At 67.7% G+C, this 23,336-nt stretch carries 23 protein-coding genes; 14 read left to right on the plus strand and 9 right to left on the minus strand.

Annotation, left to right across the window (positions count from 1 at the left end; translation table 11 throughout):
- Window positions 1-74 precede the first annotated feature (74 nt).
- Window positions 75-1,787 carry a serine/threonine-protein kinase gene (locus VMT65_RS23875; RefSeq protein ID WP_326310620.1) on the plus strand — a complete coding sequence of 571 codons (1,713 nt, stop codon included), beginning with the start codon at window positions 75-77 and terminating at the stop codon, window positions 1,785-1,787.
- Between the two features lie 72 nt (window positions 1,788-1,859).
- The gene (locus tag VMT65_RS23880) at window positions 1,860-2,549 is read left to right on the plus strand and encodes an HAD family hydrolase (RefSeq protein ID WP_326310621.1); all 690 of its coding nucleotides are present in this window, start codon (window positions 1,860-1,862) and stop codon (window positions 2,547-2,549) included.
- Window positions 2,550-2,593: 44 nt separating this feature from the next.
- Here VMT65_RS23880 and VMT65_RS23885 read toward each other — a convergent pair whose 3' ends face one another.
- Entirely contained in the window at window positions 2,594-3,718 is a 1,125-nt protein-coding gene (locus tag VMT65_RS23885; protein ID WP_326310622.1) for an epoxide hydrolase family protein, read from the minus strand.
- Window positions 3,719-3,836: 118 nt separating this feature from the next.
- Here VMT65_RS23885 and VMT65_RS23890 point away from each other — a divergent pair, with 118 nt between their 5' ends.
- Window positions 3,837-4,796, plus strand: coding sequence for a helix-turn-helix transcriptional regulator (locus tag VMT65_RS23890; protein ID WP_326310623.1), 960 nt, complete (start codon window positions 3,837-3,839; stop codon window positions 4,794-4,796).
- Between the two features lies 1 nt (window position 4,797).
- Here the strand turns inward: VMT65_RS23890 and VMT65_RS23895 are convergent, their stop codons facing one another.
- Window positions 4,798-5,673, minus strand: a complete 876-nt coding sequence (locus tag VMT65_RS23895) for a toprim domain-containing protein (RefSeq protein ID WP_326310624.1) — start codon at window positions 5,671-5,673, stop codon at window positions 4,798-4,800.
- A 316-nt stretch (window positions 5,674-5,989) separates the two neighbouring features.
- On the opposite strand from VMT65_RS23895, the gene VMT65_RS23900 reads away from it, so the two are divergent.
- The 6 genes from VMT65_RS23900 (at window position 5,990) to hisG (ending at window position 12,297) form a co-directional block, all read left to right on the plus strand.
- Window positions 5,990-6,817, plus strand: a complete 828-nt coding sequence (locus VMT65_RS23900; protein ID WP_326310625.1) for a HalD/BesD family halogenase — start codon at window positions 5,990-5,992, stop codon at window positions 6,815-6,817.
- Between the two features lie 12 nt (window positions 6,818-6,829).
- The gene (locus VMT65_RS23905; protein ID WP_326310626.1) at window positions 6,830-7,636 is read left to right on the plus strand and encodes a class I SAM-dependent methyltransferase; all 807 of its coding nucleotides are present in this window, start codon (window positions 6,830-6,832) and stop codon (window positions 7,634-7,636) included.
- Between the two features lie 52 nt (window positions 7,637-7,688).
- Complete coding sequence (locus tag VMT65_RS23910) at window positions 7,689-9,071, plus strand: NAD(P)/FAD-dependent oxidoreductase (protein ID WP_326310627.1); 1,383 nt, start codon at window positions 7,689-7,691, stop codon at window positions 9,069-9,071.
- 173 nt (window positions 9,072-9,244) lie between these two features.
- Window positions 9,245-11,047 (plus strand): choline/carnitine O-acyltransferase, encoded by a 1,803-nt coding sequence (locus VMT65_RS23915; protein ID WP_326310628.1) that lies wholly within the window; start codon window positions 9,245-9,247, stop codon window positions 11,045-11,047.
- A gap of 43 nt (window positions 11,048-11,090) precedes the next feature.
- Window positions 11,091-11,354 (plus strand): phosphoribosyl-ATP diphosphatase, encoded by a 264-nt coding sequence (locus tag VMT65_RS23920; protein ID WP_033085388.1) that lies wholly within the window; start codon window positions 11,091-11,093, stop codon window positions 11,352-11,354.
- A gap of 91 nt (window positions 11,355-11,445) precedes the next feature.
- Window positions 11,446-12,297, plus strand: a complete 852-nt coding sequence (hisG, locus tag VMT65_RS23925) for an ATP phosphoribosyltransferase (RefSeq protein WP_326310629.1) — start codon at window positions 11,446-11,448, stop codon at window positions 12,295-12,297.
- On the opposite strand, the gene VMT65_RS23930 is transcribed toward hisG, so the two are convergent.
- Window positions 12,294-13,166, minus strand: a complete 873-nt coding sequence (locus VMT65_RS23930) for a RecB family exonuclease (RefSeq protein ID WP_326310630.1) — start codon at window positions 13,164-13,166, stop codon at window positions 12,294-12,296. The two genes, hisG and VMT65_RS23930, sit on opposite strands and share 4 nt — an antisense overlap.
- A 132-nt stretch (window positions 13,167-13,298) precedes the next feature.
- Here VMT65_RS23930 and VMT65_RS23935 point away from each other — a divergent pair, with 132 nt between their 5' ends.
- On the plus strand, window positions 13,299-14,132 hold the full coding sequence (locus VMT65_RS23935) for a tRNA (adenine-N1)-methyltransferase (protein WP_326310631.1): 834 nt from the start codon (window positions 13,299-13,301) through the stop codon (window positions 14,130-14,132).
- An 89-nt stretch (window positions 14,133-14,221) separates the two neighbouring features.
- Here the strand turns inward: VMT65_RS23935 and VMT65_RS23940 are convergent, their stop codons facing one another.
- Both VMT65_RS23940 and VMT65_RS23945 read right to left on the minus strand, forming a co-directional pair.
- Window positions 14,222-14,647 (minus strand): hypothetical protein, encoded by a 426-nt coding sequence (locus VMT65_RS23940; protein WP_326310632.1) that lies wholly within the window; start codon window positions 14,645-14,647, stop codon window positions 14,222-14,224.
- 43 nt (window positions 14,648-14,690) lie between these two features.
- A complete protein-coding gene (locus VMT65_RS23945) occupies window positions 14,691-15,137 on the minus strand; it encodes a hypothetical protein (protein ID WP_326310633.1) in 447 nt (148 codons plus the stop codon).
- Window positions 15,138-15,400: 263 nt separating this feature from the next.
- Here VMT65_RS23945 and arc point away from each other — a divergent pair, with 263 nt between their 5' ends.
- On the plus strand, window positions 15,401-17,161 hold the full coding sequence (gene arc / locus VMT65_RS23950) for a proteasome ATPase (protein ID WP_326310634.1): 1,761 nt from the start codon (window positions 15,401-15,403) through the stop codon (window positions 17,159-17,161).
- A gap of 71 nt (window positions 17,162-17,232) precedes the next feature.
- Here arc and VMT65_RS23955 read toward each other — a convergent pair whose 3' ends face one another.
- The 3 genes from VMT65_RS23955 to VMT65_RS23965 all read right to left on the minus strand — a co-directional run bounded on the left by VMT65_RS23955 (window position 17,233) and on the right by VMT65_RS23965 (window position 18,761).
- The gene (locus VMT65_RS23955) at window positions 17,233-17,643 is read right to left on the minus strand and encodes a hypothetical protein (protein WP_326310635.1); all 411 of its coding nucleotides are present in this window, start codon (window positions 17,641-17,643) and stop codon (window positions 17,233-17,235) included.
- An 84-nt stretch (window positions 17,644-17,727) separates the two neighbouring features.
- Window positions 17,728-18,165, minus strand: a complete 438-nt coding sequence (locus tag VMT65_RS23960; protein ID WP_326310636.1) for a nuclear transport factor 2 family protein — start codon at window positions 18,163-18,165, stop codon at window positions 17,728-17,730.
- Window positions 18,166-18,221: 56 nt separating this feature from the next.
- The gene (locus tag VMT65_RS23965) at window positions 18,222-18,761 is read right to left on the minus strand and encodes a dihydrofolate reductase family protein (protein ID WP_326310637.1); all 540 of its coding nucleotides are present in this window, start codon (window positions 18,759-18,761) and stop codon (window positions 18,222-18,224) included.
- Window positions 18,762-18,839: 78 nt separating this feature from the next.
- Here VMT65_RS23965 and VMT65_RS23970 point away from each other — a divergent pair, with 78 nt between their 5' ends.
- Window positions 18,840-19,478 carry a TetR/AcrR family transcriptional regulator gene (locus VMT65_RS23970; RefSeq protein WP_326311180.1) on the plus strand — a complete coding sequence of 213 codons (639 nt, stop codon included), beginning with the start codon at window positions 18,840-18,842 and terminating at the stop codon, window positions 19,476-19,478.
- Here VMT65_RS23970 and VMT65_RS23975 read toward each other — a convergent pair.
- Window positions 19,454-20,929 carry an aminotransferase class I/II-fold pyridoxal phosphate-dependent enzyme gene (locus tag VMT65_RS23975; RefSeq protein WP_326310638.1) on the minus strand — a complete coding sequence of 492 codons (1,476 nt, stop codon included), beginning with the start codon at window positions 20,927-20,929 and terminating at the stop codon, window positions 19,454-19,456. The genes VMT65_RS23970 and VMT65_RS23975 overlap by 25 nt on opposite strands.
- A 123-nt stretch (window positions 20,930-21,052) precedes the next feature.
- Here VMT65_RS23975 and VMT65_RS23980 point away from each other — a divergent pair, with 123 nt between their 5' ends.
- Both VMT65_RS23980 and hydA read left to right on the plus strand, forming a co-directional pair.
- The gene (locus VMT65_RS23980) at window positions 21,053-21,889 is read left to right on the plus strand and encodes a nitrilase-related carbon-nitrogen hydrolase (RefSeq protein ID WP_326310639.1); all 837 of its coding nucleotides are present in this window, start codon (window positions 21,053-21,055) and stop codon (window positions 21,887-21,889) included.
- On the plus strand, window positions 21,886-23,307 hold the full coding sequence (gene hydA / locus VMT65_RS23985) for a dihydropyrimidinase (RefSeq protein WP_326310640.1): 1,422 nt from the start codon (window positions 21,886-21,888) through the stop codon (window positions 23,305-23,307). The genes VMT65_RS23980 and hydA overlap by 4 nt, the downstream gene beginning before the upstream one ends.
- The last annotated feature ends 29 nt before the right edge of the window (window positions 23,308-23,336 follow it).

Genomic DNA, 23,336 nt, shown 5'->3' on the forward strand with positions numbered 1-23,336 from the left:
CACCAGGGTTTCCGGGCTTTCGCGCAGAGTTGCAGGGTGCTCGGCGCGAAAGCTTGCAGGAGGGGCATAACCACATGAGCTCAGACCGGCTGATTGCGGGGCGGTACCGACTAACGGATCCGATCGGCACCGGTGCGATGGGGGTCGTGTGGCGCGCGACCGATGTTCGACTGCGGCGCACCGTCGCGGTCAAGCAGTTGCTGCTGACGCCGGGCCTGACCCGGTCGCAGGCCGTGGAGGCCAGGATGCGGGCGATGCGTGAGGGGCGCATCGCGGCGCGCCTGCATCACCCCAACGCCGTCACCGTGTTCGACGTGGCGGAGGAGGACGGCCAGCCCTGGCTGGTCATGGAGTACGTGGACGCCGTGAGCCTGGCGGCGTTGATGCGGGAGAAGGGCAGGCTCGCGCCGACCGAGGTGGCCCGCATCGGCGCCAAGGTGGCCGAGGCGCTCGCCGCCGCGCACAAGGCCGGCATCGTGCACCGAGATGTCAAGCCCGCCAATATCCTTGTGGCCGACGACGGCACGGTGAAGATCACCGACTTCGGCATCTCGCGGGCCACCGGGGATGTCACGGTGACCTCGACCGGGTTCCTGGCCGGTACGCCCGCCTACCTGTCGCCGGAGGTGGCGCGCGGGGAGAACCCGGAACCGGCGTCGGACGTATTCGCCTTGGGCTCAACGCTTTACGCCGCCGTGGAGGGCAAGCCGCCGTTCGGTGAGGGCGACAACCCGCTCGCGGTCCTGCACTCGGTGGCGCGAGCGCAGGTGCCGCAGGCCACGCACGCGGCCGCGCTGGGGCCGGTGCTGATGGATCTGCTCGCCGCCGAGGCGGGGGATCGGCCGACCATGGCGCAGGCCGCGGAGCGGTTGCAGGCCGTCGCGGAGGGTCGTGCGCCCGCCGCGCCGATCCAGGTGACGAAGGTGCTGCCGTCGGTGGAAGCGGCTGCGGCCGTGGACGGTTCGGCCAAGACCACGGTGCTGTCGACCTCGCGCACCGGTGCGCCGAGCAATGCCGAGGACGCGACCGTGCACGTCAATATGACCAAGGGCGGGGCGGGCGCGCCGCGCGGGACGGTGCCGAACGTGCCGCCGCCGACCGGCCCGGCGGGTGTGAAAACCGTTGGTGGGCCGCGGAATCCGCGTCAGCTGATGCTGATCGCCGCGGGCGTTGTCGGCGCGCTGATTCTGGCCACGGTCATCGGACTCGCGGTGAGCCGCAGTGGCGGTGGCGGCAATCAAACCCAGGCCGGAGGCGGCGGCAGCGTCACGGCCCCGGCCACCGCGCCGGTGACCTCGGCTCCGGAGAACCAGGGGCCCGCCGACGTCGGCACCCAGCAGCCCAGCCGCGAGGGCCAGGCGGGCGGTGCGACGCACGCGCCGACCACGACCACGACCGTGCCGCCGTCCTCCTCGGCGGCTCCGAGTTCGTCGGCGCGGCCGACCACCACGCCGCCGCCGTCGACCACGCCGTTCGGTCCGCCCTCGGCCGCCTCGGTGACCTCGTTCATCCAGAGCTACTACGGCATGCTGCCGGGCAATGTGAGCGGCGCGTGGTCCATGCTGTCGCCGGGGTATCAGTCCGCCACGGGCGGGTACAGCAACTACGCCTCGTTCTGGGGCGGCATCTCCTCGGTCAGTGTGGGCGCGGTCACCGCGCAGGGTGACAACCGTGCCGTCGCCACCCTCACCTATGTCTCCAAGAACGGTCAGGTCAGCACCGAGAACCGGTGGTTCCAGGTGGATTCCTCGACCGGTCGGCTGTTGATCACCGCGTCGGGCGTCTGACTCGTAACCGATAGGCTGAATCGGCCCCGCCGCGGCGGGGCCGATTCAGGTGTCGGTGGAAGGAGTGCGCAGGTGGTCGCGCGGTTGGATGCGGTGTTGTGGGACATGGACGGAACGCTGCTGGACTCGGAGAAACTCTGGGACCTGGCATTGCGCGAGCTCGCGGGCGAATACGGCCGTGACCTGACCGACGAGGTCCGCCACGCCCTCATCGGCGCCTCGGGCCCGAACGCCTTCCGCATCCTGTTCGACGGCCTGGGCATCGACCACACCCCCGAAACCGTCGCCCACGGCGAGGCCTGGATGGAACACCGCGTCACCGAATTGTTCCACGGCCCCGTCCCGTGGCGCCCCGGCGCCCGCGAAGCCCTCGAAATGCTCCGCGCCGCAGGCATTCCCATGGCCCTGGTGACCAACACCAAACGCTCCCTGACCGAATTCGGCCTCAACACCATCGGCCGCGAATTCTTCGGCGCCACCGTCTGCGCCGACGAGGTCTCCCACGGCAAGCCCGCCCCCGACCTCTACCTGCGCGCCGCCGAACTCCTCGGCGTAGCCCCGGAAAACACCGTGGCGATCGAGGATTCACCAACCGGCTCCATCGCGGCGCAAGCCGCCGGATGCACCTTGCTCGTGGTCCCCTGCGAGGTCCCCGTCCCCAACGCCCCGGGCCGCACCTTCCGCGACAGCCTCGTCGACCTGACCCTCGCCGACCTCGAAGACCTGCGGGCGGCCCGCGCCGCGGTGCTCGAGACGAAATAGGACCGGCCCGGCGAGAGGGCCGGGCCGGTACGGGGTTTCGCCGATCAGCGCAGGGGGGTGAAGAAGGTGCGGAGGTCGGTGGCGAGGTTGGTGGGGTCTTCCATGGCTGGGAAGTGGAGGCCGCGTTCGTATTCGGTCCAGTGGGCGTCGGCGGGGGCCGGGACGACGCGGCGGACGGTTTCGTCGGCGCCGAAGACGGCGAAGCCCTGGGGGACGGCCGGGGGTGCGCCCCATTCGGTGGAGTGGGACTGTTCGTAGAGGGTGTGGGCGGCCCAGACGCCCGACGCGGTGAACCAGTAGAGGCCGACCGTGGTGAGGAGTTGGTCGCGGTCGATGGGGAGGTCGGTCCAGCTCTCGAATTTCTCGGCGATCCAGGCCAATTGGAGCAGCGGGGAGTCGACCAGGCCGTAGCCGATGGTCTGGGGGCGGGAGTTCTGGATGGCGAGGTAGCCGGAGCCCTCGCGGCGGAAGGCGTCCATGCGGTCGAGGATGACCTTGTCGATGGGGTCGTTGGGGTCGAGGCGGTCGGCCAGGCCGGGCAGGAAGGTCGCGACATTGGCGGCGGTCATGGGGTCGGTGACCACGTGGACTCCGGTCACGTGCTCGCCGTCCAGGGCCGCCACCAGACCGGACACGCCGCCGCCGACATCCCCGCCGTGCACGCCGTAGCGGTCGTAGCCGAGGCGGGCCATGAGTTCGATCCAGGCCCGGGCCGTGCGGGCCATGGTCCAGCCGGTGGCCGAGAGCGGAGTGGAGAGGGTGTAGCCGGGGAGCGAGGGGGCGATCACGTGGAAGGCCTGGCCCTCGGCCGGATCGGTGAGCAGGGGGATCAGGGTCAGGAATTCCGCGACGGAGCTGGGGAAGCCGTGGGTGATGAGCAGCGGCTGCGCGTCCGGGCGCGGCGAACGGACGTGCAGGAAGTGAATGGTCTGGCCGTCGATCTCGGTGGTGAACTGGGGGAAGGCATTGAGCTTGGCTTCCTGGGCCCGCCAATCGAATTCGGTGCGCCAGTAGTCGGCCAGCTCACGCAGAGTGGCTTCGGGGATGCCGCGCTCCCAGCCGGTGCCGGGGAGCTGGGCGGCCCAGCGGGCATGCGCGAGGCGGTCGTGCAGGTAATCCAGCTCGGACTGGGGGACATCGAGGCGGAAAGCGTGAATCTCGGTGCTCATCAAGGTGTTCCGTTCACTAGGAAGATTCTCTTCCGAGGCTCTTCATCTTGCGCTTGCTACCCACGGTAGGAGCCATTGCGGAACGGTTCGTTCCGCAATTCGCGGATACCATCGAAAAATGTTGGAAACCTCCGCCCGGCTGCTGCGCCTGCTGTCGCTGCTGCAATCCCGGCGCGACTGGACCGGGGCCGATCTCGCCGACCGGCTCGACGTCACCCCGCGCACCATCCGCAAGGACATGGATCGGCTGCGGGAACTCGGCTATCCGGTGGAAGCCCGGCCGGGCGTGGACGGGGGCTACCGCCTCGGGACCGGTGGGGCGCTGCCGCCGCTGCTGCTCGATGACGACGAGGCGGTGGCCGTGGCGGTCGGGTTGCGCACCGCCGCAAGCGGTTCCGTGCTCGGCATCGAGGAGACCTCGCTGCGGGCGTTGACCAAACTGCAGCAGATTCTGCCGTCGCGGCTGCGGCATCGGGTGAGCGCGTTTCAGCATGCGCTGCCCGTTCCCATGCGCGGCCCGCGCGTCAGCCCGGACACCCTGACCGCCGTCGCGGCCGCCTGCCGCGATCACGAACGACTGCGATTCGACTACCGCACCCACTCCGGTTCCGCCGCGCGCCGCGCGGTCGAGCCCTATCGCCTCGTCAACCACAACCAGCGCTGGTACCTGCTGGCCTGGGACCTCGACCGCGCCGATTGGCGCACATTCCGGGTGGATCGCATGGACCCGCGCACGCCGACCGGCCCGCGCTTCACACCGCGCGCACTGCCGCCCGATCGCGAGATCGCCGCGTACGTCGAACGCGGAGTCGGCGAGGCGACCTGGCGATTCCGTGCCCGCGTGATCGTCCACGCCCCCGCCACGCACGTCCGCGCCCGCATCCCGATCCCCATCGACGTCGAGGAACTCGGCGAGAACCGCTGCGCCTTCACACCCGGCTCCGACCACGCCGAGATGCTCGCCCTCTACCTGGGCCTGCTCGACGCCGACTTCGAGATCGTCGACTCCCCGGAATTGGTCACGGCGCTGCGCACTTTGATCGGCCGCTACCAGCGCGCGGTCGAGGGCGCGCCCTGAATCACATCGCGCGGTAGTGCGCGTCCAGCACCGGCACCGGCTCCAACTCCGAAATCTGGTGCCCGGCATCGCAGTGATCGCTGAGATCCTTCCCGTCCCGCGCCTGCACCACCCGCAGCTCCGCGACCACATCGCTGAGCGACTCCGCCACCTTGGCCGCATGCCGATACCCCGGCGCATCCCGGTCGGCCACCACCCACACCCGCCGCGCACCCCGCAGCCACTCGGCGTGATCCCGATGCCACCCGTTCGCACCGCCCGCATTGCAGGTGGCCGTCAGCCCCGCGTGCGTCGCGGTCAACACATCCGCCTCACCCTCGCACACGAAAATGTCCCGCCCGTCGCGCACCGCCTCGATCACCTCCGGCAGATGAAACGGCACATGCGCGAATCCGCCGTACTCCCAACCGCTCTCGGTCCGCCGCTGCTGATAGAAACTCTTCACATACCCCTGCCGATGCAGCGTTCGCACCCGAAAGACGCACCCCGCCGCACTCCCGTCCGGCCACCGGTAGATGTACGCGGCGATCCGGCGGGGCCGCCCGATCGGCGGCCCGTAGTCGCGCCTGTGTGCCGAAAGCGTCAGTCCCGCAGCCAATATGGCCCGATCCGCCAATCCTGGCTCACTGGTCTCCCGCGTGAGCGCCCCGCGTTGCACCGGCGGCCCATCGAAGAGATCGCGCACCCGAAGCCCCAACCGCTCCAGCACATCCTCATCCGAGCACCCGGCAAAACACCGCACCACGGTCCGCTGCCGCTGCCGGTTGTACACCACCCCCAACGACGGCCGATGCCGCCGCCCATCCGCCTCGTGCACCGGACACAGATAGGTGGTCCACTCGCCCCCGCGCTTCCCCGGCCCGGATACTCGATTCAATGCCCGGGTAATTGTTTCCCAAGACCCCTGACCATTCATGCGCCGGTCCTCTCACTACCGGTGTACCCGCATTGACGCCGTTGTCAAACAGTCCGAATTCGCCCGTGGCGGTGCATATTCGAATGCAAGAACGGATGCGCGAACGGCCGCTGTGACACCTGAGAACCTGTGGCTCGCAGGAAAAGTGAGTGTTCACAATTCGGGGGAGAACCCGGGCGTGTCGCAGGGTGTGGCGGCAACAATGGGCGGCATGGTTGCGGTTGGGGGTTGGGCGGACGCGTCGGAAGTGAATGGAACCGGGCAGTCGGTGCCTGGAGTGGATGGGGCGCGATATCCGCTGGACTCACCGGGGAGCGCGGGGTGGAAGACTGCCGTCGCGGCGGCCCGGGCCGAACTCACCGCGGACGGGTGTTGCGTCCTGCGCGGCTTCATTCGACCGGAGTTGTTGAGCACCTTGCGAAATGAGGGCGTGGCGCTGGCTCCGCACGCGTACTACACGGTCGAGGACGTCAACGCCTACAACATTCCCTTGGATTCGCCACTGCCGGAAGACCATCCGGGACGGATCGTGCTCAGGCGCGGAAACGCCTTCGTGGCAAGGGATCTCATTCCCCGCGACGCGCTGATCCACCGGCTGTACAGGGACGAGCGATTCCAGCGGTTCGTGGCCGACTGCTTCGGGCTGGCCGAACTGCACGAGTACACCGATCCGCTGGCGGGCTTGTGCCTCAACGTCGTCGCGCCCGGCAACTCGCATCCGTGGCACTTCGACACCAACGAGTTCACCGTCAGCATGCTCACCCAGGAACCGGAAAGTGGCGGGGTGTTCGAGTACTGCCCGGGGATCCGGTCCCGGGAGGCGGAGAACCTCGCGGACGTGAAGGCCGTGCTCACCGGGGAAGGGGAGCGCTTCGTCAAACGACTGGCGCTGAAACCCGGTGACCTGCAGCTGTTTCAGGGGAGATTCTCGTTGCATCGGGTCGCACCCGTGGGTGGTTCGGTGCAACGGCATTCGGCGATCTTCGCCTACAGCGATACGCCGGGACTGATCGGCACGGCCGAGCGGACCCGGCAGCTGTTCGGGCGGGTGACGCCGGATCACGTGGCCGTCGGCGAGGTCCGCGGCGACTCACTGCTCGACTGAGAGGACCAGCGCGTGCCGGTTTCGTTGCACAGCTCCACCGGGAAAGCCTCGTTCGACGACATCTACGACCGCGACGATCCGCGCGACTATTACGCGCGGATGGCCGAATTGGATTATCAGATACCGGAATTGGCGAAACCCCATTTTCAGCGACTGCTGGCGGAATATCGCACCGCCACCGGCATCGCCGCACCCACCGTGCTGGATATCGGCTGCTCCTACGGCGTGAACGCGGCACTGCTGCGCCTGGACACCGGCATGGCCGAACTGGCCGAGCACTATCGCAGCACCGGCGACACCGCGAAACTCATCGATCGCGATCGGGAGCTGCTGGCCTCCGACGACCGCCTGCCCGGTGTCCGATTCGTCGGCATGGACGCCTCGCGCCCCGCGCTGGACTACGCGCACGCCGCGGGCTTCCTCCAGGACATCGTGCACGCCGACCTGGAATCCGGGGACCCCACCGAGGCGCAGCGCCGCACACTTGCCGGGGCCGATCTGATCATCTCCACCGGCTGCGTCGGCTACATCACCGAGCGCACACTCCTACGGGTCGCGCACGCGCACGGCGGAAAATTGCCGTGGATGGCCCATTTCGTGCTACGTATGTTCTCCTACGACCCCATTGCCGCCGCCCTGTCCACGCTGGGCTACCGCACCGAGCGCGCGCCCGGAATGTTCCGTCAGCGGCGTTTCGCCTCGGCGGACGAGCAGGCCCGGGTGCTGAACGCCTTGGCGGACAAGGGTATCGACACCACCGAATACGAATCGGACGGTTGGCTGTACGCGCAGCTGCACATTTCCCGTCCGAAAAAATGAAAAGACATGCCGGATTCACCTGCGAACAGCGCCGGATTGTTACGGTGAAGTCGTGGCACCAGCGAAGATCGTAATTGTCGGCGGTGGTTTCGCGGGCGTGGAGTGCGCCCGCTATCTGGAACGCCGCGTCAAGCCCGACGAGGCGTCGGTCCAACTCGTCACGCCCGATGCGGGCCTGCTGTATCTGCCGCTCTTGCCGCAGGTCGCCTCCGGCACGCTCAACCCACGCTCGGTCTCGGTGTCGCTGCGGCGGGTGCTGCGGCGCACCGAGGTGATTCCCAGCATGGCGGTCGGCGTCGATCCGAAGACCAGGCAGATCATCGTGCGGCGGCACTCCGGTGAGGAATGCGCCTACGAATTCGATCACCTGGTCCTGGCTCCCGGCAGCATCACCCGCATCCAGGACGTGCCCGGGCTCAGCGAGCACGGGTTCGGGATGAAGACGCTGTCGGAGGCCATGTACCTGCGCGACCACGTGCTGCGCCAGCTCGACGTGGCCGCCGTCAGCGGCGAGGAGGACATCGACCGCGAGCGCCTCAACTTCGTCACCATCGGCGCGGGCTACGCGGGCACCGAGACCACCGCGGTGCTCAACAAGGTCTGCCAGGCCGCCGCCCGCCGCTACTTCCCGCAGGCCGAATCGACCATGGTGCGCTGGCATCTGGTCACCCACGGCGACCGGATCATGCCCGAGCTCGGTGAGCGGCTGGGCCACGACGCGAAAAAGATTCTGGCCGAACGCGGCATCGAACTCATTTCGGGCGCCTCGGCGAAAGAGGTCACCGCGCGCGGGGTCACGCTCACCAACGGCCGGTTCATTCCGTCGCGGACCGTGCTGTGGACCGCCGGAGTCGCGCCCAGCCCATTGGCCGGACACCTCGGGGCCGACACCGATCACGGGCGCATTGTCGTCCACCCCGATTTCAGCGTGCCCGGACTGCGGGGCGTGTGGGCGCTCGGCGACGCGGCCGCGGTCCCCGATCTGGCCGCGGGCCCGGACAAGGTGTGCCCGCCCACCGCGCAGCACGCCATGCGCCAGGGCAAGCACATGGCCAAGAATCTCCTCGCCACCCTGCGCGGGGGAGAGGTGAAGCCCTACCGGCACACGGATCTGGGGCTGGTGGTCGACCTGGGTGGCCGCGATGCCCTCGCGCGCCCGCTCAAGATCGGATTGCGCGGCGTCCCAGCGCAATTCGTGACCCGGGGCTACCACCTGGGCGCGCTGCGCACGATCGTGGCCCGCACACGGGTCGCCTTCGACTGGGCCGTGCACGGACTCAGCGGCGACGACTTCCTGCGCATCGGCTACGGCGACTACCCGGTGCACACCATCGGCGGATTCGAGCAGACCGGATACTATCTCGGCGCCGACGAGGTGGACGTGCGTTTGAAGACCCTGTGCGAGCCGGGATCCTCCGGTCAGTGGCTCGCATGAAAACTGTTGTGGCGCAGTAAAGCAGCTCCCGTTCCCGGCGTGTCGGGATTCGCTCGAATCGCTGGCGCGCCGGCCGGTTCGATGGCAAGAATGGGGGCAGTGATCGCTCGGGGGGCGGTCACGCGTGTGCAAAAGCCAGGCCACCCCTGACCCATCGACACCGAGGACACCCCTTGAGCGACAGCACCTTCGCATACGACGAGCAGCTGCCCCGCGTCCCGCTGCCCACGCTGGAGGAAAGCTGCACCCGATTCCTGCACTGGTGCGCGCCACTGCTGACCTCCGACCAGTACGCCGCCACCGCGGCCGCCGTGGAGGACCTGCTGCGCCCCGACAGCCCCGCCCGCACCCTGCAGGCCGACCTGGAACGCTACGACCGCACCCCCGGCGTCGGCAGCTGGCTCGACGAGTTCTGGCCCTCCCGGTATCTGGGTCGCCGGGACCGAATCGCGTTGAACGCCAACTTCTTCTTCCTCTTCCGCGATGACACCGTCCTGGCGGCCTCCACGAGCGCGGACCAGAGCGAACGGGCCGCCGCGCTGATCTCGGCCGCGGTCAACTACAAGCTGCGCCTGGACTCCGAAGAGATCCCGCCCGCCACCCAGCGCGGGACCCGACTCAATATGGCGCAGAACAAGTTCCTGTTCTCCGAGACCCGCATCCCGAACACGCCGCAGGACACGGTGCGGGTGCCCTACACCGAGGAATGGCCGGGGCATTCGCAGGCGCGGCACATCGTTGTCTTCTATCGCGGCAACATGTTCCGGATGGACGTTATCGGGGCGGGCGGCGCGCCGTACACGCCCGAGGACCTCGTCGCCGGTCTGCGCGCCGTCATGAAGGCGGGCGCGCGCCGCGCCGCCACCAATGCCGCGCCCGGGCATCTGACCACCCTGGCCCGCGCCGACTGGGCCCCGGTGTACGCCGCGCTGCGGCCCACCAATGCCGCGGCCTTCGACACCATCGAGACGGCGCTGTTCTGTATCTGCCTGGAGGACTTCGCCCCCCGCGACACCCTGCACGCCTGCGATCAGCTGCTGCACGGCGACAGCGGCAACCGCTGGTTCGACAAGTCGGTGTCGTTCATCGTCTTCGCCGACGGTGAGGCGGGCATCAATGTCGAGCACTGCGGGCTCGACGGCACCACCATCCTGTCCTTCGTCGACACCCTGCTCGAAGCGCCGGTGACCGCGCACGCCGAGCAGTCCGGGGCGCAGCCGCAGGGCCTGCCCGCCACCGAACCCATCGAATTCGTGCTCGGCCCGGAGGCCAAGACCGAGATCGCCTCCGCCGCCGCGTCTTTCGCGCAGTACGCCGCCGACAACGCCACCACCACGGTATCGTTCGACTTCGGGACGCAGCGGGCCAAGAGCCTGGGCATCTCTCCGGACGCCCTGGCCCAGTTGAGCTATCAGCTCGCGCACAAGCGCAGCAAGGGCCTCAATGGCGCGACCTACGAATCCATCGCCACCCGCCAGTTCCGCAACGGCCGCACCGAGGCCATGCGCGTGATCACCCCGGAAATGCTGGAATTCGTTGCGGCCATGGAGGATCCGGCGCTGGACAAGGACGCCAAGCTGGCGGCCGTGCGCGCCGCCGCCGAGGCGCACGTGCGCCGCGCCCAGGAATGCCAGCGCGGCGAGGCGCCCGAGCAGCATCTGTGGGAGCTGCAGTGGATCCAGCGCCGTCGCGGCGCACAGCTGGGGGCGACCGCGCCCATGGCCTTCTACGACAGCCCCGGCTGGATCATCACCCGCGACGACTACCTGAGCACCAGCTCCGCGCCGTCGGTGAACATCCGGTTCTTCGGTTTCGGCTCGACCAGCCCCAAGTGCATCGGCATCGCCTACGTGCTGTTGCCCGACCGCTGGAACCTCTACCTGGCCACACCCAAGCAGGTCGCCCCGGCCATGCACGCGTTCGCCGAGCAGCTGCGCGGGGCGGTGGCCGAACTGACCGAACTGCTCACCGTATAACCGATTGCGGGGAGTGTGCGCCCGTCTGAGAGAATCACTCCCCGTGAAATCTTTCGAAGCCCTGTTCGCCGAGCTGCAGGATCGTGCCGCCAACCGCCCCGAGGGGTCGGGCACCGTCGCCGCCCTGGACGCTGGCGTGCATGCGCAGGGCAAGAAGGTGCTCGAGGAGGCGGGTGAGGTCTGGATCGCCGCCGAGTACCAGAGCGATGAGGAACTGTCCGAGGAGATCTCGCAGCTGCTCTACTGGGTGCAGGTGCTGATGGTGGGCCGCGGCCTGCGGCTCGAGGACGTGTACCGACATCTGTGACGCGCCGGTGCGCCGCGCTCCCGTGAGCGCGGCCGCCGTTCGCTCGTCCCCCTGTCGTCACCGTCTTCCCTTCGTTCCGAAAGGACCTCCCATGCTTCGCGTCGCCGTCCCCAACAAGGGCGCACTCTCCGAATCCGCCGTCGGCATCCTCTCCGAGGCGGGCTACCGCAAGCGCACCGACTCGCGTGAGCTGAGCGTGCTGGACCCGGCCAACCAGGTCGAGTTCTACTTCCTGCGGCCCAAGGACATCGCCATCTACGTCGGCTCCGGCGAGCTGGACCTGGGCATCACCGGCCGCGATCTGGCGCTGGATTCCGGTGCGCCCGTGCAGGAACGGCTCGCGCTCGGCTTCGGTCGCTCCACCTTCCGCTACGCCGCCCCGGCCGGGCAGGACTGGAAGGTCGAGGACCTGCACGGCAAGCGCATCGCCGCCTCCTACCCGAACCTGGTGCGCGGGGATCTGAAGGCGCGCGGCATCGAGGCCGAGGTCATCCGCCTCGACGGCGCGGTCGAGATCTCCATCCAGCTCGGCGTCGCCGACGCCATCGCCGACGTGGTCGGCTCCGGGCGCACCCTGCGCCAGCACAACCTGGTCGCCTTCGGCGAATCGCTGTGCGACTCCGAGGGCGTGCTGATCGAGGCCAAGGGCGCCGACCAGCACGACAAGGCCCGCAACCAGCTGGTCGCGCGCATCCAGGGCGTGGTCTTCGCCCAGCAGTACCTCATGCTGGACTACGACTGCCCCAAGTCGCTGCTCGACGAGGCGGTCGCCATCACCCCCGGGCTGGAATCGCCGACCATCGCCCCGCTCACCGATCCCGACTGGGTCGCCGTGCGCGCGCTGGTGCCGCGCAAGAACGGCAACGAGCTCATGGATCAGCTCGCGGATCTGGGTGCCAAGGCCATCCTCGCCACCGACATCCGCTCCTGCCGCGCCTTCTAGTCCTCGGGGAGCAGGGCGGGCTCCGGGCGGGGCTCGTCCTCACCGGACGGGAAAGGCGGTGGGGTGCCACCGAATTCCGGGCATAGTCGCTTGAAATCGCAGTACTGGCACATCCACCCCGGGCTCGGCGGGAACTCCCCGGTCTCGGCGGCGGTCACGATCGCCGCCCAGAGCGCGGAGAGGATCCGCTCGAATCGGAACAGCTCCTCGGGGTCCGGCCGATAGGTGAGGGTGACGCCGTCGGCCAGGTACATCAGCCGCAGTTCGGCGGGTGCCCGGCCTTGGGTCCGGAGCAGGACCAGGGCGTAGAACTTCAGCTGGAACAGCGCCTTGGTTTCGTAGGCCAGGCCCGGGGCGCGACCGGTCTTGTAGTCGACGACGGTGAGCTCACCCGCGGCCGAACGGTCCAGCCGGTCCACGATCCCGCGCAGGGGCGTGCCGTCGGGCAGTTCGGCCTCGATGAAGGTCTCACACGATTCGGGATCGAACCCGGTCGGATCCTCGAGCCGGAAGTAGACGCCGACCAGCTTGCGGACCTCGGCGAGGAAGCCTTCCAGGGCCTCGTCGGGAACCAGGCCGCCCACCTCGGGCCGGGATTCGCGCACACCGGCCCAGGCGGGTTCGACGAGCGCGAGGGCCGCCTCGACATCGCGCTCGGCGGCGGGCAGGCCGAACAGGGCCTCCAGCACGGCGTGCACCACGGTGCCGCGCACGGCGGCCAGCGAGGGCGGCTCCGGAATCTGATCGATGACGCGCAGCCGGTACTTCAACGGGCACTGCTTGAAATCGATTGCCCGCGAAGGCGACAGCGCGGGCCCCCGTGGGGCGAAGCGCTCTGTCTCCGGGGTACTGATCACGTCAACCGACATACCTGGCAGGCTAAACGCAGGCACCGACAAGGTGCGTGCGTTCGAGCCACAGCAAAACCGCAGCGACGCACGACGGCATCGCAGCGACGCACGACCACGCGAACTCGCGACAACCACGCAGAACGGAGAAGCATGACGGCCAGACGGACCGGCCCTTTCGAGATCGGTGACCGGGTACAGCTGACCGACGCCAAGGGGCGCAAGTTCACGGTGATCCTGGAGGAGGGCAAGGAGTTCCACACCCACGCCGGGCACATCAAGCACGACGACCTCATCGGCGCCGACGAGGGCTGCGTGGTCAACTCCGCCAAAGGCACCCCCTACCTGGCACTTCGCCCGCTGCTCACCGACTACGTGCTGTCCATGCCGCGCGGCGCGGCGGTCATCTACCCCAAGGACGCCGCCCAGATCGTGCACGAGGGCGACATGTTCCCCGGCGCGAAGGTCCTCGAGGCGGGCGCGGGCTCGGGCGCGCTGACCTGTTCGCTGCTGCGCGCGGTCGGCCCCGAGGGCAAGGTCATCTCCTGGGAGATCCGCGAGGACCACGCCGAGCACGCGGTCAAGAATGTCGAGCGCTTCTTCGGCGAACGCCCCGCCAACTGGGAACTCACCCTCGGCGATGTCGCCGACTACTCCGGCGAGCAGGTCGACCGGGTGATCCTGGACATGCTCAAGCCCTGGGACGCCCTCGAGACCGTCTCCAAGGTCCTCATCCCCGGCGGCGTCTTCCTCGCCTACGTGGCCACCACCACCCAGCTCTCCGAAGTGGTGGAAGCCCTGCGCCGCCAAGGCTGTTGGACCGAACCGACCGCCTGGGAATCCATGGTCCGGCCCTGGCACGTGGTAGGGCTGGCCGTGCGCCCCGAGCATCGCATGCAGGGCCACACGGCGTTCCTGGTGAAGGCCCGCCGCCTCGCCGACGGTGTCACCGCACCCAAGCCGCAGCGGCGTCCGTCCAAGGGCTGACGCAAGATATATCTCTCGACGCGAGAACCCCCGCCGACATTCGGCGGGGGTTCTCGCGTATCAGCTTGTGTGCGGGCGGTTTTCCCGGTTCAGCAGGGCGCCTTGCCCATCGCCAGGATGGTGCAGGCGGTGCTCTCGGACAGCTGCCAGCCCGCGTCAGTGTGCTGCCAGGTCATGGGCACGCCCGGCATGGTGCCGTGCGGGGAGGAGATCGCGACCGAGGCATTGGCGTTGTCGCCGTTGGCCTGTACGTCCGAGACCGTCCAGCCGATGGTGCCGTAGTTCGCCAGGCCCTGGTTCATCTTGTCCAGGTTGGCGGTGCGCGCCCCGCCGTTGACCATGAGGTTCGCCTTGTCCGCGGCCGGAACCGACGGGTCGGTGAAGCGGGTCAGGGTCGTCTGCAGCTCCTCGGCCGAGGGCGCGGGGGTGTCGGCTCCCGCGACACCCGCGCCCGCGGTGAGCGCGACGGCGGCCGCGGCGACGGACAGGGACAGACGAATCGAGCGAGCGAGCATGAACGAACGTGCCTTTCGTGAACTTTCGTGAATCGAGCGGGTGTTACTGGCAGGCCGCGCGGGCCATGCCGAGGATGGTGCACGCCCCGGCGTCGGACAGCTTCCACGCGCCGTCGCTGTAGGCGAAGGTCATCGGAACGTCCGGCATGGTGCCGTGTGGCGAGGTCACCGACACTTTCGCGTCGGCCTTGGTGCCGTCCTGTTTGATGTCGCCGACGGTGAACCCGACCTGGTAATGCGCCAGACCCTGGTTCATGGTGTCGATATTTCCGAGACGCTTGTCCCCATCGACGACTAACTTGGCCTTGTCGGCAGCCGGTTTGGCCGGGTCGGCGAAGGCCGTGAGGATGCCCTGCAGTGTCTCCGCGGTCGGCGCGGGCGCGGCGGCGGCCGTCGATGATGTGGTTTTGGAGGACGAAGAACCCTTGTCGTCCGAGCTGCAGCCGGTCAGAGTTGCCGTAACGGCGGCGAGGGCCGCGACGGTAGCCACGGAAACACGGAGTGTCCGACTGGAAACACGGAGCGTCCGCGTGACGTTGCGCATACCAGAGGTACGACTGGTGGGAAGGAGCATCAACGGCACCTTTCGGCTTGGTCCGGTGTTAACTCACCGGAAACAGGTTAGGGCAGGCTAACATGCCTGCTCGGCAGGTCGGCCGCAGCCTAGATGTGATCACGACGAAACCATGTCGGAAAGCGGGAACGGTTAGAGCCCGGTAGCGTTGATAGACCGGGACTGGGAGGAGCAGCATCATGAGCCCCATCGAACATTCGGATTCGGCAGCCTGGAGGGAACTCGAGGCGGTACGTGCCGAGGCCGCTGCACTCCGGAGGCAACTCGCCGACACGCCGGATCGCACACGGGAATTGGAAGCGCGCATCGATTCGCTGACGATTCGCAACACCAAACTGATGGACACCTTGAAGGAAGCGCGCCAGCAACTGGTCGCTCTCCGTGAGGAAGTGGATCGCCTCGGCCAGCCACCTTCGGGCTACGGCGTCCTCATCGGCGTGTACGACGATCAGACGGTCGATGTGTTCACTTCGGGGCGCAAGATGCGGCTGACGTGTTCGCCGAATATCGACACCACCACCCTGACCTACGGTCAAACCGTGCGCCTCAACGAGGCGTTGACCGTGGTCGAGGCGGGCAGCTTCGATGCCATCGGCGAGATCGGCACGCTGCGTGAGATTCTCGACGACGGGCGTCGCGCCCTGGTCGTCGGGCATGCCGACGAGGAGCGGGTGGTCTGGTTGTCCGGGCCGCTGTCCGCGCTGGTCGACGTGGATGATTTGGAAGATCCGGATCGCCCGATTCGCAAACTGCGGCCGGGTGATTCGCTGCTGGTCGACACCAAGGCCGGATTCGCCTTCGAGCGGATTCCCAAGGCCGAGGTCGAGGATCTGGTCCTCGAAGAGGTGCCGGATGTCAACTACGAGGACATCGGTGGCCTCTCGCGCCAGATCGAGCAGATTCGCGACGCGGTCGAATTGCCGTTCCTGCACAAGGATCTATTCCGCGAGTACGCGCTGCGGCCGCCCAAGGGCGTGCTGCTCTACGGCCCGCCCGGTTGCGGTAAGACGCTGATCGCCAAGGCCGTCGCCAACTCGCTGGCCAAGAAGATCGCCGAGGCGCGCGGTGAGGATGCCAAGGAGGCCAAGTCCTTCTTCCTCAACATCAAGGGTCCCGAGCTGCTCAACAAGTTCGTGGGCGAGACCGAGCGCCACATTCGGATCATCTTCCAGCGGGCTCGCGAGAAGGCGTCCGAAGGTACTCCGGTGATCGTGTTCTTCGACGAGATGGACTCGATCTTCCGCACCCGCGGTTCGGGTGTCTCCTCCGATGTGGAGACCACCGTTGTGCCGCAGCTGCTCTCGGAGATCGACGGCGTCGAGGGCCTCGAGAACGTGATCGTGATCGGCGCCTCCAACCGCGAGGACATGATCGACCCCGCGATCCTGCGGCCCGGCCGCCTGGACGTGAAGATCAAGATCGAACGCCCGGATGCCGAAGCGGCACAGGACATCTTCTCCAAGTACCTCACGGAGACGCTGCCCCTGCGCTCGGAGGATCTCGAGGAGTTCGACGGCGATCGCGGCAAGTGCGTGCAGGCCACCATCGAACGCGTGGTGGACCGCATGTACGCCGAGAGCGAGGACAACCGCTTCCTGGAGGTCACCTACGCCAATGGTGACAAGGAGGTCCTGTACTTCAAGGACTTCAACTCCGGCGCCATGATCCAGAACATCGTGGACCGGGCCAAGAAGTACGCCATCAAGTCCGTCCTGGAAACCGGCAATCCGGGCCTGAGCATCCAGCATCTCTACGATTCGATCGTTGACGAGTTCTCCGAAAACGAAGACCTCCCCAACACCACGAATCCCGATGACTGGGCGCGCATCTCCGGCAAGAAGGGCGAGCGCATCGTCTACATCCGCACCTTGGTGACGGGCAAGAACGCCAGCGCCAGCCGCGCCATCGACACCGAGTCCAACACCGGCCAGTACCTGTAGGCAGGGAAACTACAAGGGGCTCGCATCCTTTCGGATGCGAGCCCCTTCGCTTGTGCGGATACCGTTGTCGGTCAGCTGATTCCGGGGATGAATCCGGGGTAGACCCAGTGGCTGACGCCGCCGCCGGGGGCGCTGGAGCCGGTGAGGTTCGGGAAGTTGGCCTGCAAGCGCTTCAGTTTGTGGGGGTTGCCGTCGGCGTCGGCCTGCCAGCAGTCGGTGTCCACGCCGTGGAATCCGGCGCAGACGACTCGGGTGGAGTTGCCGTAGGGGGAGGTCAGGCGGGGCTGGTTGACCAAGGGGTTCCAGTAGTCCAGGTCGGCGGGGGTGAGGAAACCGGTGGCGTCGTGGACGTAGATCGGGCTGTTGGGCTGCTGAACCGGCCAGTCGTCGGCGGCGGCGGTGCCGGTGGCGAGGGTGAAAGCGGTGCCGACGGCGGCCGCGGCGAGGGCGAATCGGGTGGTGCTTCGGGCGAGCGTATTCACGTGTCCCTCCAAACAACGTCGATTGGGGTATCGCATTAATGGGCCAATCGCTTGGCCCCGAGCGACTGTAACGGACTGCCCGGTTCACGTGACCGTGATCACACGGTCCTCGGTCCAATCGACGAGTAGGCGACGCTCCGCGAACAGCCAGTTCCGGCCGTCGTATTCGAAGGTGTCGGCATACCGGATATGCATGACGAACACGCGTGGCCCGTCCTCGGTGTCGTAGACATGTGAAGCGGTGCAGTAGGTTTCGCCATGTACCGCATCTCCCGAGAAATCGAGCAGCTGATTCGCGATCACGTGCTGGGTGACTCGGTAGCGGTCCAGGGGCTTCATCGCGGCCTCGATAGCGGCGCGGCCGCGAACGGTGGTTGTGGGTCGAGCGCCGCCCCGCTCGATCACCAGAGTGCCGTCCTCGGTGAAGAGTTCGGCGATCGCGGCGTCGCGCCGACGATCGGCGTGCGCCGCGTAGCGCTCGACCAGTTCGCGCAGGGCAGCGCGAATTTCCAGGTGGTCCATACGGTCTCCTCGAAGTGACGGCTCGGGAAACCTTCCTATCGCGACCGTGCCGATTGCTATTTGGCGGGGGCGTAGATCTGGTTGATCACGCCGGTGGTGAAGGTTTCGGCGGAGGACAGCTTCAGTTCGACGGTGTCGTCGAGCTTGTCGAACCAGCGCGCGCCCTTGCCGAGGACGACGGGGTGGACGAACAGTTGCAGCTGATCGAGCAGCCCGTCGCGCAGGAGGGACTGCACGAGGGTGAGGCTGCCGGTGATGGCGATGTCGGCTCCCTCGGATGCTTTGAGCGCTTCCAAGCCCGACCGCACGTCGCCGGTGATGATTTCGGTGTTGTTCCAGGTGGCTTCGGTGAGCGTGTTGGTGACGACGTACTTCTTCTGGTTGTTCATGAAGTCGGCGAACTCGTCGTCGCTGGTCGGCCAGTGGGCGGCGAACTGCTCGTACTGCACGCGGCCGAGCAGCATGGCGTCGGAGGTGGCCATGGCCGCCCCGATGGCAGCGCCCATTTCGTCGTTGAAGTAGGGGAAGTGCCAGGTTTCGGGGGCTTCGGCGACGCCGTCGGCGGAAACGAACAGGCTGGAAATGATCTTGCGCATAAGATTCTCCATCGAGGGTGAACCGTACGGTACAGTTCTGGGTGAACTGAACAGTACGGTACACTCTCTAGCGTGTCAATGGAGAGCAGTGCGGCCGAGCAGGCGCGACAGCGCATCATGGAAGCCGCGATGGAAGTCTTCCTGCGCGACGGGTACGTCGGCGCGAAGACCGACGAGATCGCCGCTGTCGCAGGATCTTCGAAGCAGACGATCTACAAACGGTTCGGCAGCAAGGACAAGCTGTTCGAACACATCGTGCTGGATCGACTCGAGGGGATCGACAAGATCTTCCGCGAGGCCATCGGCGAACTCGCCGCCACCGACGACGTGGAGTCGACGCTGCGCGATGTCGCGCACCGGTTCGTCTACCTGCTCACCCGCAGCGCGCAACTGCGCGTCCGGCGACTGGTCATCGCCGAGGCCGGGCGCTTCCCGCACCTGGGACGCGCCTATTTCGACGCGGGACCCGAACGCGTGCACGCCATGCTCGCCTCCTGCTTCGCCCAGCTGACCGACCGCGGCCTGCTGCAGGTCGACGATCCGGACCTGGCGGCGAATCACTTCACCTGGCTGGTGGTTTCGATCCCGGTCAACAAGGTCATGTTCTGCGGCGACGACACCGAGTTCAGCGCAGCCGAACTCGACAAATACGCCGATGCGGGGGTCGAGGTCTTCCTCGCCGCGTATCGGCCTCAGGGACGACGGGCGCGGCGGTAGGTCGGCGTCGCCTCGGCGGCGGTGGCGAGATGGCGTGCCACCTCCGGGATTTCGGCATCGCCGAGGGCGGCGACGGTCAGGCGCAGATGATCGGTGTGGGGATGGTCGGTGACCTCGAAGGGGCCGCCGGGCGCGGCCTTGATGCCCGCGGCGGCCAGTGAGATGAGGGCGGCGTTCTCGTCGGCCACCGGGAACCAGAGATTGATGCCGTCGCCGGGGGGTAGCTGGATGTCGTAGCGGGACAGGGACTTTCGCAGTGCCTCGGCGCGGGCGCGGTAGATGGTGCGGGCGGTGGTGACGGTCGCCCGGGCGGTGTCGTCGGTGAGCATGTGAAGCAGGACGCGTTGGAGCAGGCGGGAGGACCAGCCGGGGCCCAGCATGCGGCGCTCGAGGAGCGGGTCGAGGTAGCTGGCGGGGCCGCCCACGGCCGCGAGCCGCAGGTCCGCACCGTGGGATTTGGAGTACGAGCGAATGTGGACGGTGCGGGCCGGTAGGCGGGTGGCCAGGGAACGCAGCGGGGCATGGGTGATGCCCGCGCTGTGATCGTCCTCGATGATCAGCGGCGCGGCACCGGCGACGACGGCCGCATCGGCCAACACATCGGCGAGTTCGCGGACGCGCTGGGCCGTGAGCGAGCCTCCGGTCGGATTCTGGGCCCGAGGTTGGAGCAGCACCGCGACGGGGGTGTGGGCGGCCAAGGCCGCGGACAGGCGGTCGGCGAGCATGCCGCAACGGTCCACCTCCACCGGCACGGCGCGGGCGGCGAGTCGGGCTAGCATGTCCAGAAAGGGTGGGAAACAAGGATTTTCGACGATGACGGCATCGCCGAGGCGGACATGTGCGGCGAGCAGTCGGTCGACGGCGTCGAGTGCGCCGTCGAGCACGGTGAATCGTTCGGCGCGCGCGGGCCAGTCCGCGCGCACGGCCGCCTCCAGTTCCGGGAGCACGGCCTCGCCGAGGTAGGTGGCCGAGAGATCGTCGCGGCTCTCGTCGCCGAGCGCGCGCAGGGCCGAGGTCAGATCGGGCAGCAGCGCCGGATCGGGGGTACCGCGGGAGAGATCGATGCGAAAAGCGTTGTCGGACTGCGGATGCAGCCGCTGATAGCGGCCGACGGCGGGTGCGGTCCACAGGTGCGGCAGGTCCTCGACGAAGGTGCCCGCTCGACCCCGGGCCACGATGGCCCCGGCCGCGGCCAGCGCGCGCCAGGCCTGATTGACGGTGGCGGGGGAGACCCGCAGCTCCCGCGCCACCTCGCGGACCGTCGGCAAGCGGGTTCCGGGCGGCAGCGCACCCGAGCGAATGCGATGGCTGATCGCGGCGGCGATGCCGGTGGCGGTGCGGTCGTGCACGGCCAGCGCCAGCGCGGCGGCGGAGTTGTCGGTCGGGTCGGCGGTGTCGTTGGAGATGGCATCGTCCCCGGCCGCGTGGGGTGGTCCGAGTTCGGTTGTCACAGTGCGATTCTGCGTGCCTGGTCGGAGGAGTCGGGGAGCCGGGTCGGAGGATTTACGGTCACGAAACTGTTTCCATCAACTTGTAACACAAGCGGATTCGTTTCAGGTGCAGTATCACAAGCTATGGCGATTGTTCGAGCGGCGCTGGTGCAGACGAGCTGGACCGGCGATAAAGAGTCGATGATCAAGGCGCATGAGGACTATGCGCGGCAAGCGGCGGCGGCCGGGGCCAAGGTGATCTGCTTTCAGGAGCTGTTCTACGGCCCGTATTTCTGCCAGTTGCAGGACACCAAGTTCTACGACTACGCCGAGTCGGTGCCCGGGCCGACCGTGGAGCGATTCGCGGCATTGGCGCGGGAGCTCGGGCTGGTGATGATCTTGCCGGTCTACGAGCAGGAACAGCCGGGGCTGCTGTACAACACGGCGGCCGTGGTGGACGCCGACGGCACCTATCTCGGAAAATATCGAAAACATCACATTCCACACGTCAACGGTTTCTGGGAGAAGTTCTACTTCCGGCCCGGGAATCTCGGCTGGCCCGTCTTCGATACGGCGGTCGGCAGGATCGGCGTCTACATCTGTTACGACCGGCATTTCCCGGAGGGCTGGCGCGCGCTCGGATTGGCGGGCGCGGAGATCGTTTTCAATCCCTCGGCGACCTCGCGCGGACTGTCGAGTTATCTGTGGAAGTTGGAGCAGCCCGCGTCGGCCGTCGCCAACGAGTACTACATCGGGGCCATCAACCGGGTGGGCATCGAGGAGTACGGCGACGACGACTTCTACGGCACCAGCTACTTCGTCGATCCCGAGGGCAAGTTCGTGGGCGAGGTCGCCTCCGACACCGCGCCCGAACTCGTGGTGCGCGACCTCGACATGGACCTGATCAAGGTGGTGCGCGACCGCTGGGCCTTCTACCGCGACCGGCGACCGGACGCCTACGGAAAGCTGGTGGAGCCGTGAGCCGGATCTTCATCCACGGCGGAACAGTGGTGTCCGCCACCGGATCTCAACCCCTCGACGTCCTGATCGACGGCGAAACCATTGCCGCCGTGGTGCAACCGGGCTCGACCGCGCTGGGCACCGACCTGGCCGCCACGGCCGACACCGTCATCGACGCCACCGGCAACTACGTCATCCCCGGCGGCGTCGACGGCCACACCCACATGCAGTTGCCCTTCGGCGGCACCGAAGCCTCCGACACCTTCGAAACCGGCACCCGCGCGGCCGCGTGGGGCGGGACGACGACCATCGTGGATTTCGCGGTCCAGAAGCCGGGGGAACGGGTCCAGGACTCCCTGGCCCTGTGGCACGAGAAGGCGGCCGGAAAGTGCGCCGTGGACTACGGCTTCCATCAGATCGTCGGTTCGGTGGACGCCGAATCCCTCAAGGGCATGAGCGAATTGGTGTCCGAGGGCGTCACCAGCTTCAAACTGTTCATGGCCTACCCGGGCGTCTTCTACTCCGACGACGGTCAGATCCTGCGCGCCATGCAAACCGCGGGCGATCTCGGCGCGGTGCTCATGATGCACGCCGAGAACGGGATAGCCATCGATGTGCTTGTGGAACAGGCGCTTTCGCGGGGTGAGACCTCCCCCTACTACCACGGCGTGACCCGGCCGTGGCAGATGGAGGAAGAAGCCACCCACCGCGCGATCATGCTGGCGCAGCTGACCGGCGCACCGCTGTACGTCGTGCACGTCTCGGCCAAGCAGGCCCTCGAACAGATCGCGGAGGCCCGCGGCAAGGGCCAGAACGTCTTCGGCGAGACCTGCCCGCAGTACCTGTACCTCTCCCTCGAGGAGAACCTGGGCGCACCGGGTTTCGAGGGCGCGAAATGGGTGTGCTCGACCCCGCTGCGCGCCCGCGCCGAGGGCCATCAGGACGAGCTGTGGCGCTACATCCGCACCGGCGACGTCACCACCGTGGCCACCGACCACTGCCCGTTCTGCATGAAGGACCAGAAGGAGCTCGGCGTCGGCGATTTCAGCAAGATCCCCAATGGGATCGGCGGCGTCGAACACCGCATGGACCTGATGTTCCAGGGCGTCAAGGACGGCCGCATCTCGCTCGAGAAGTGGGTGGAGGTGTGCTGCACCGCGCCCGCGCGCATGTTCGGACTGTATCCGCGCAAGGGCGTCATCAGCCCGGGCGCGGACGCCGACGTGGTGATCTACGACCCCAACGGGCACACCAGCATCGGCCTGGGCAAGACCCACCACATGAACATGGACCACTCGGCCTACGAGGGCTTCGAGATCGACGGCCACGTGGACACCGTGCTCTCGCGCGGTCGCGTCCTGGTCGACGGCGGGCAGTACCTGGGCAGTGCCGGGCACGGCCGGTTCCTCAAACGCGGACTGTCCCAGAACCTCATCTGATCACCCGAGCAACGAAGGGGAGAGTGCCG

Origin of the sequence: Nocardia sp. CDC153 (assembly GCF_035818515.1) — a bacterium.
Classification (GTDB): Bacteria; Actinomycetota; Actinomycetes; order Mycobacteriales; family Mycobacteriaceae; genus Nocardia.

Coding starts and splice junctions, on each gene's coding strand:
- arc (WP_326310634.1), top strand. CDS start 15,401: ATGAGCCCCATCGAACATTCGGATTCGGCAGCCTGGAGGGAACTCGAG.
- VMT65_RS23965 (WP_326310637.1), bottom strand. CDS start 18,761: ATGCGCAAGATCATTTCCAGCCTGTTCGTTTCCGCCGACGGCGTCGCC.
- VMT65_RS23885 (WP_326310622.1), bottom strand. CDS start 3,718: ATGAGCACCGAGATTCACGCTTTCCGCCTCGATGTCCCCCAGTCCGAG.
- hisG (WP_326310629.1), top strand. CDS start 11,446: ATGCTTCGCGTCGCCGTCCCCAACAAGGGCGCACTCTCCGAATCCGCC.
- VMT65_RS23935 (WP_326310631.1), top strand. CDS start 13,299: ATGACGGCCAGACGGACCGGCCCTTTCGAGATCGGTGACCGGGTACAG.
- VMT65_RS23980 (WP_326310639.1), top strand. CDS start 21,053: ATGGCGATTGTTCGAGCGGCGCTGGTGCAGACGAGCTGGACCGGCGAT.
- VMT65_RS23930 (WP_326310630.1), bottom strand. CDS start 13,166: ATGTCGGTTGACGTGATCAGTACCCCGGAGACAGAGCGCTTCGCCCCA.
- VMT65_RS23875 (WP_326310620.1), top strand. CDS start 75: ATGAGCTCAGACCGGCTGATTGCGGGGCGGTACCGACTAACGGATCCG.
- VMT65_RS23940 (WP_326310632.1), bottom strand. CDS start 14,647: ATGCTCGCTCGCTCGATTCGTCTGTCCCTGTCCGTCGCCGCGGCCGCC.
- VMT65_RS23890 (WP_326310623.1), top strand. CDS start 3,837: ATGTTGGAAACCTCCGCCCGGCTGCTGCGCCTGCTGTCGCTGCTGCAA.
- VMT65_RS23970 (WP_326311180.1), top strand. CDS start 18,840: ATGGAGAGCAGTGCGGCCGAGCAGGCGCGACAGCGCATCATGGAAGCC.
- VMT65_RS23960 (WP_326310636.1), bottom strand. CDS start 18,165: ATGGACCACCTGGAAATTCGCGCTGCCCTGCGCGAACTGGTCGAGCGC.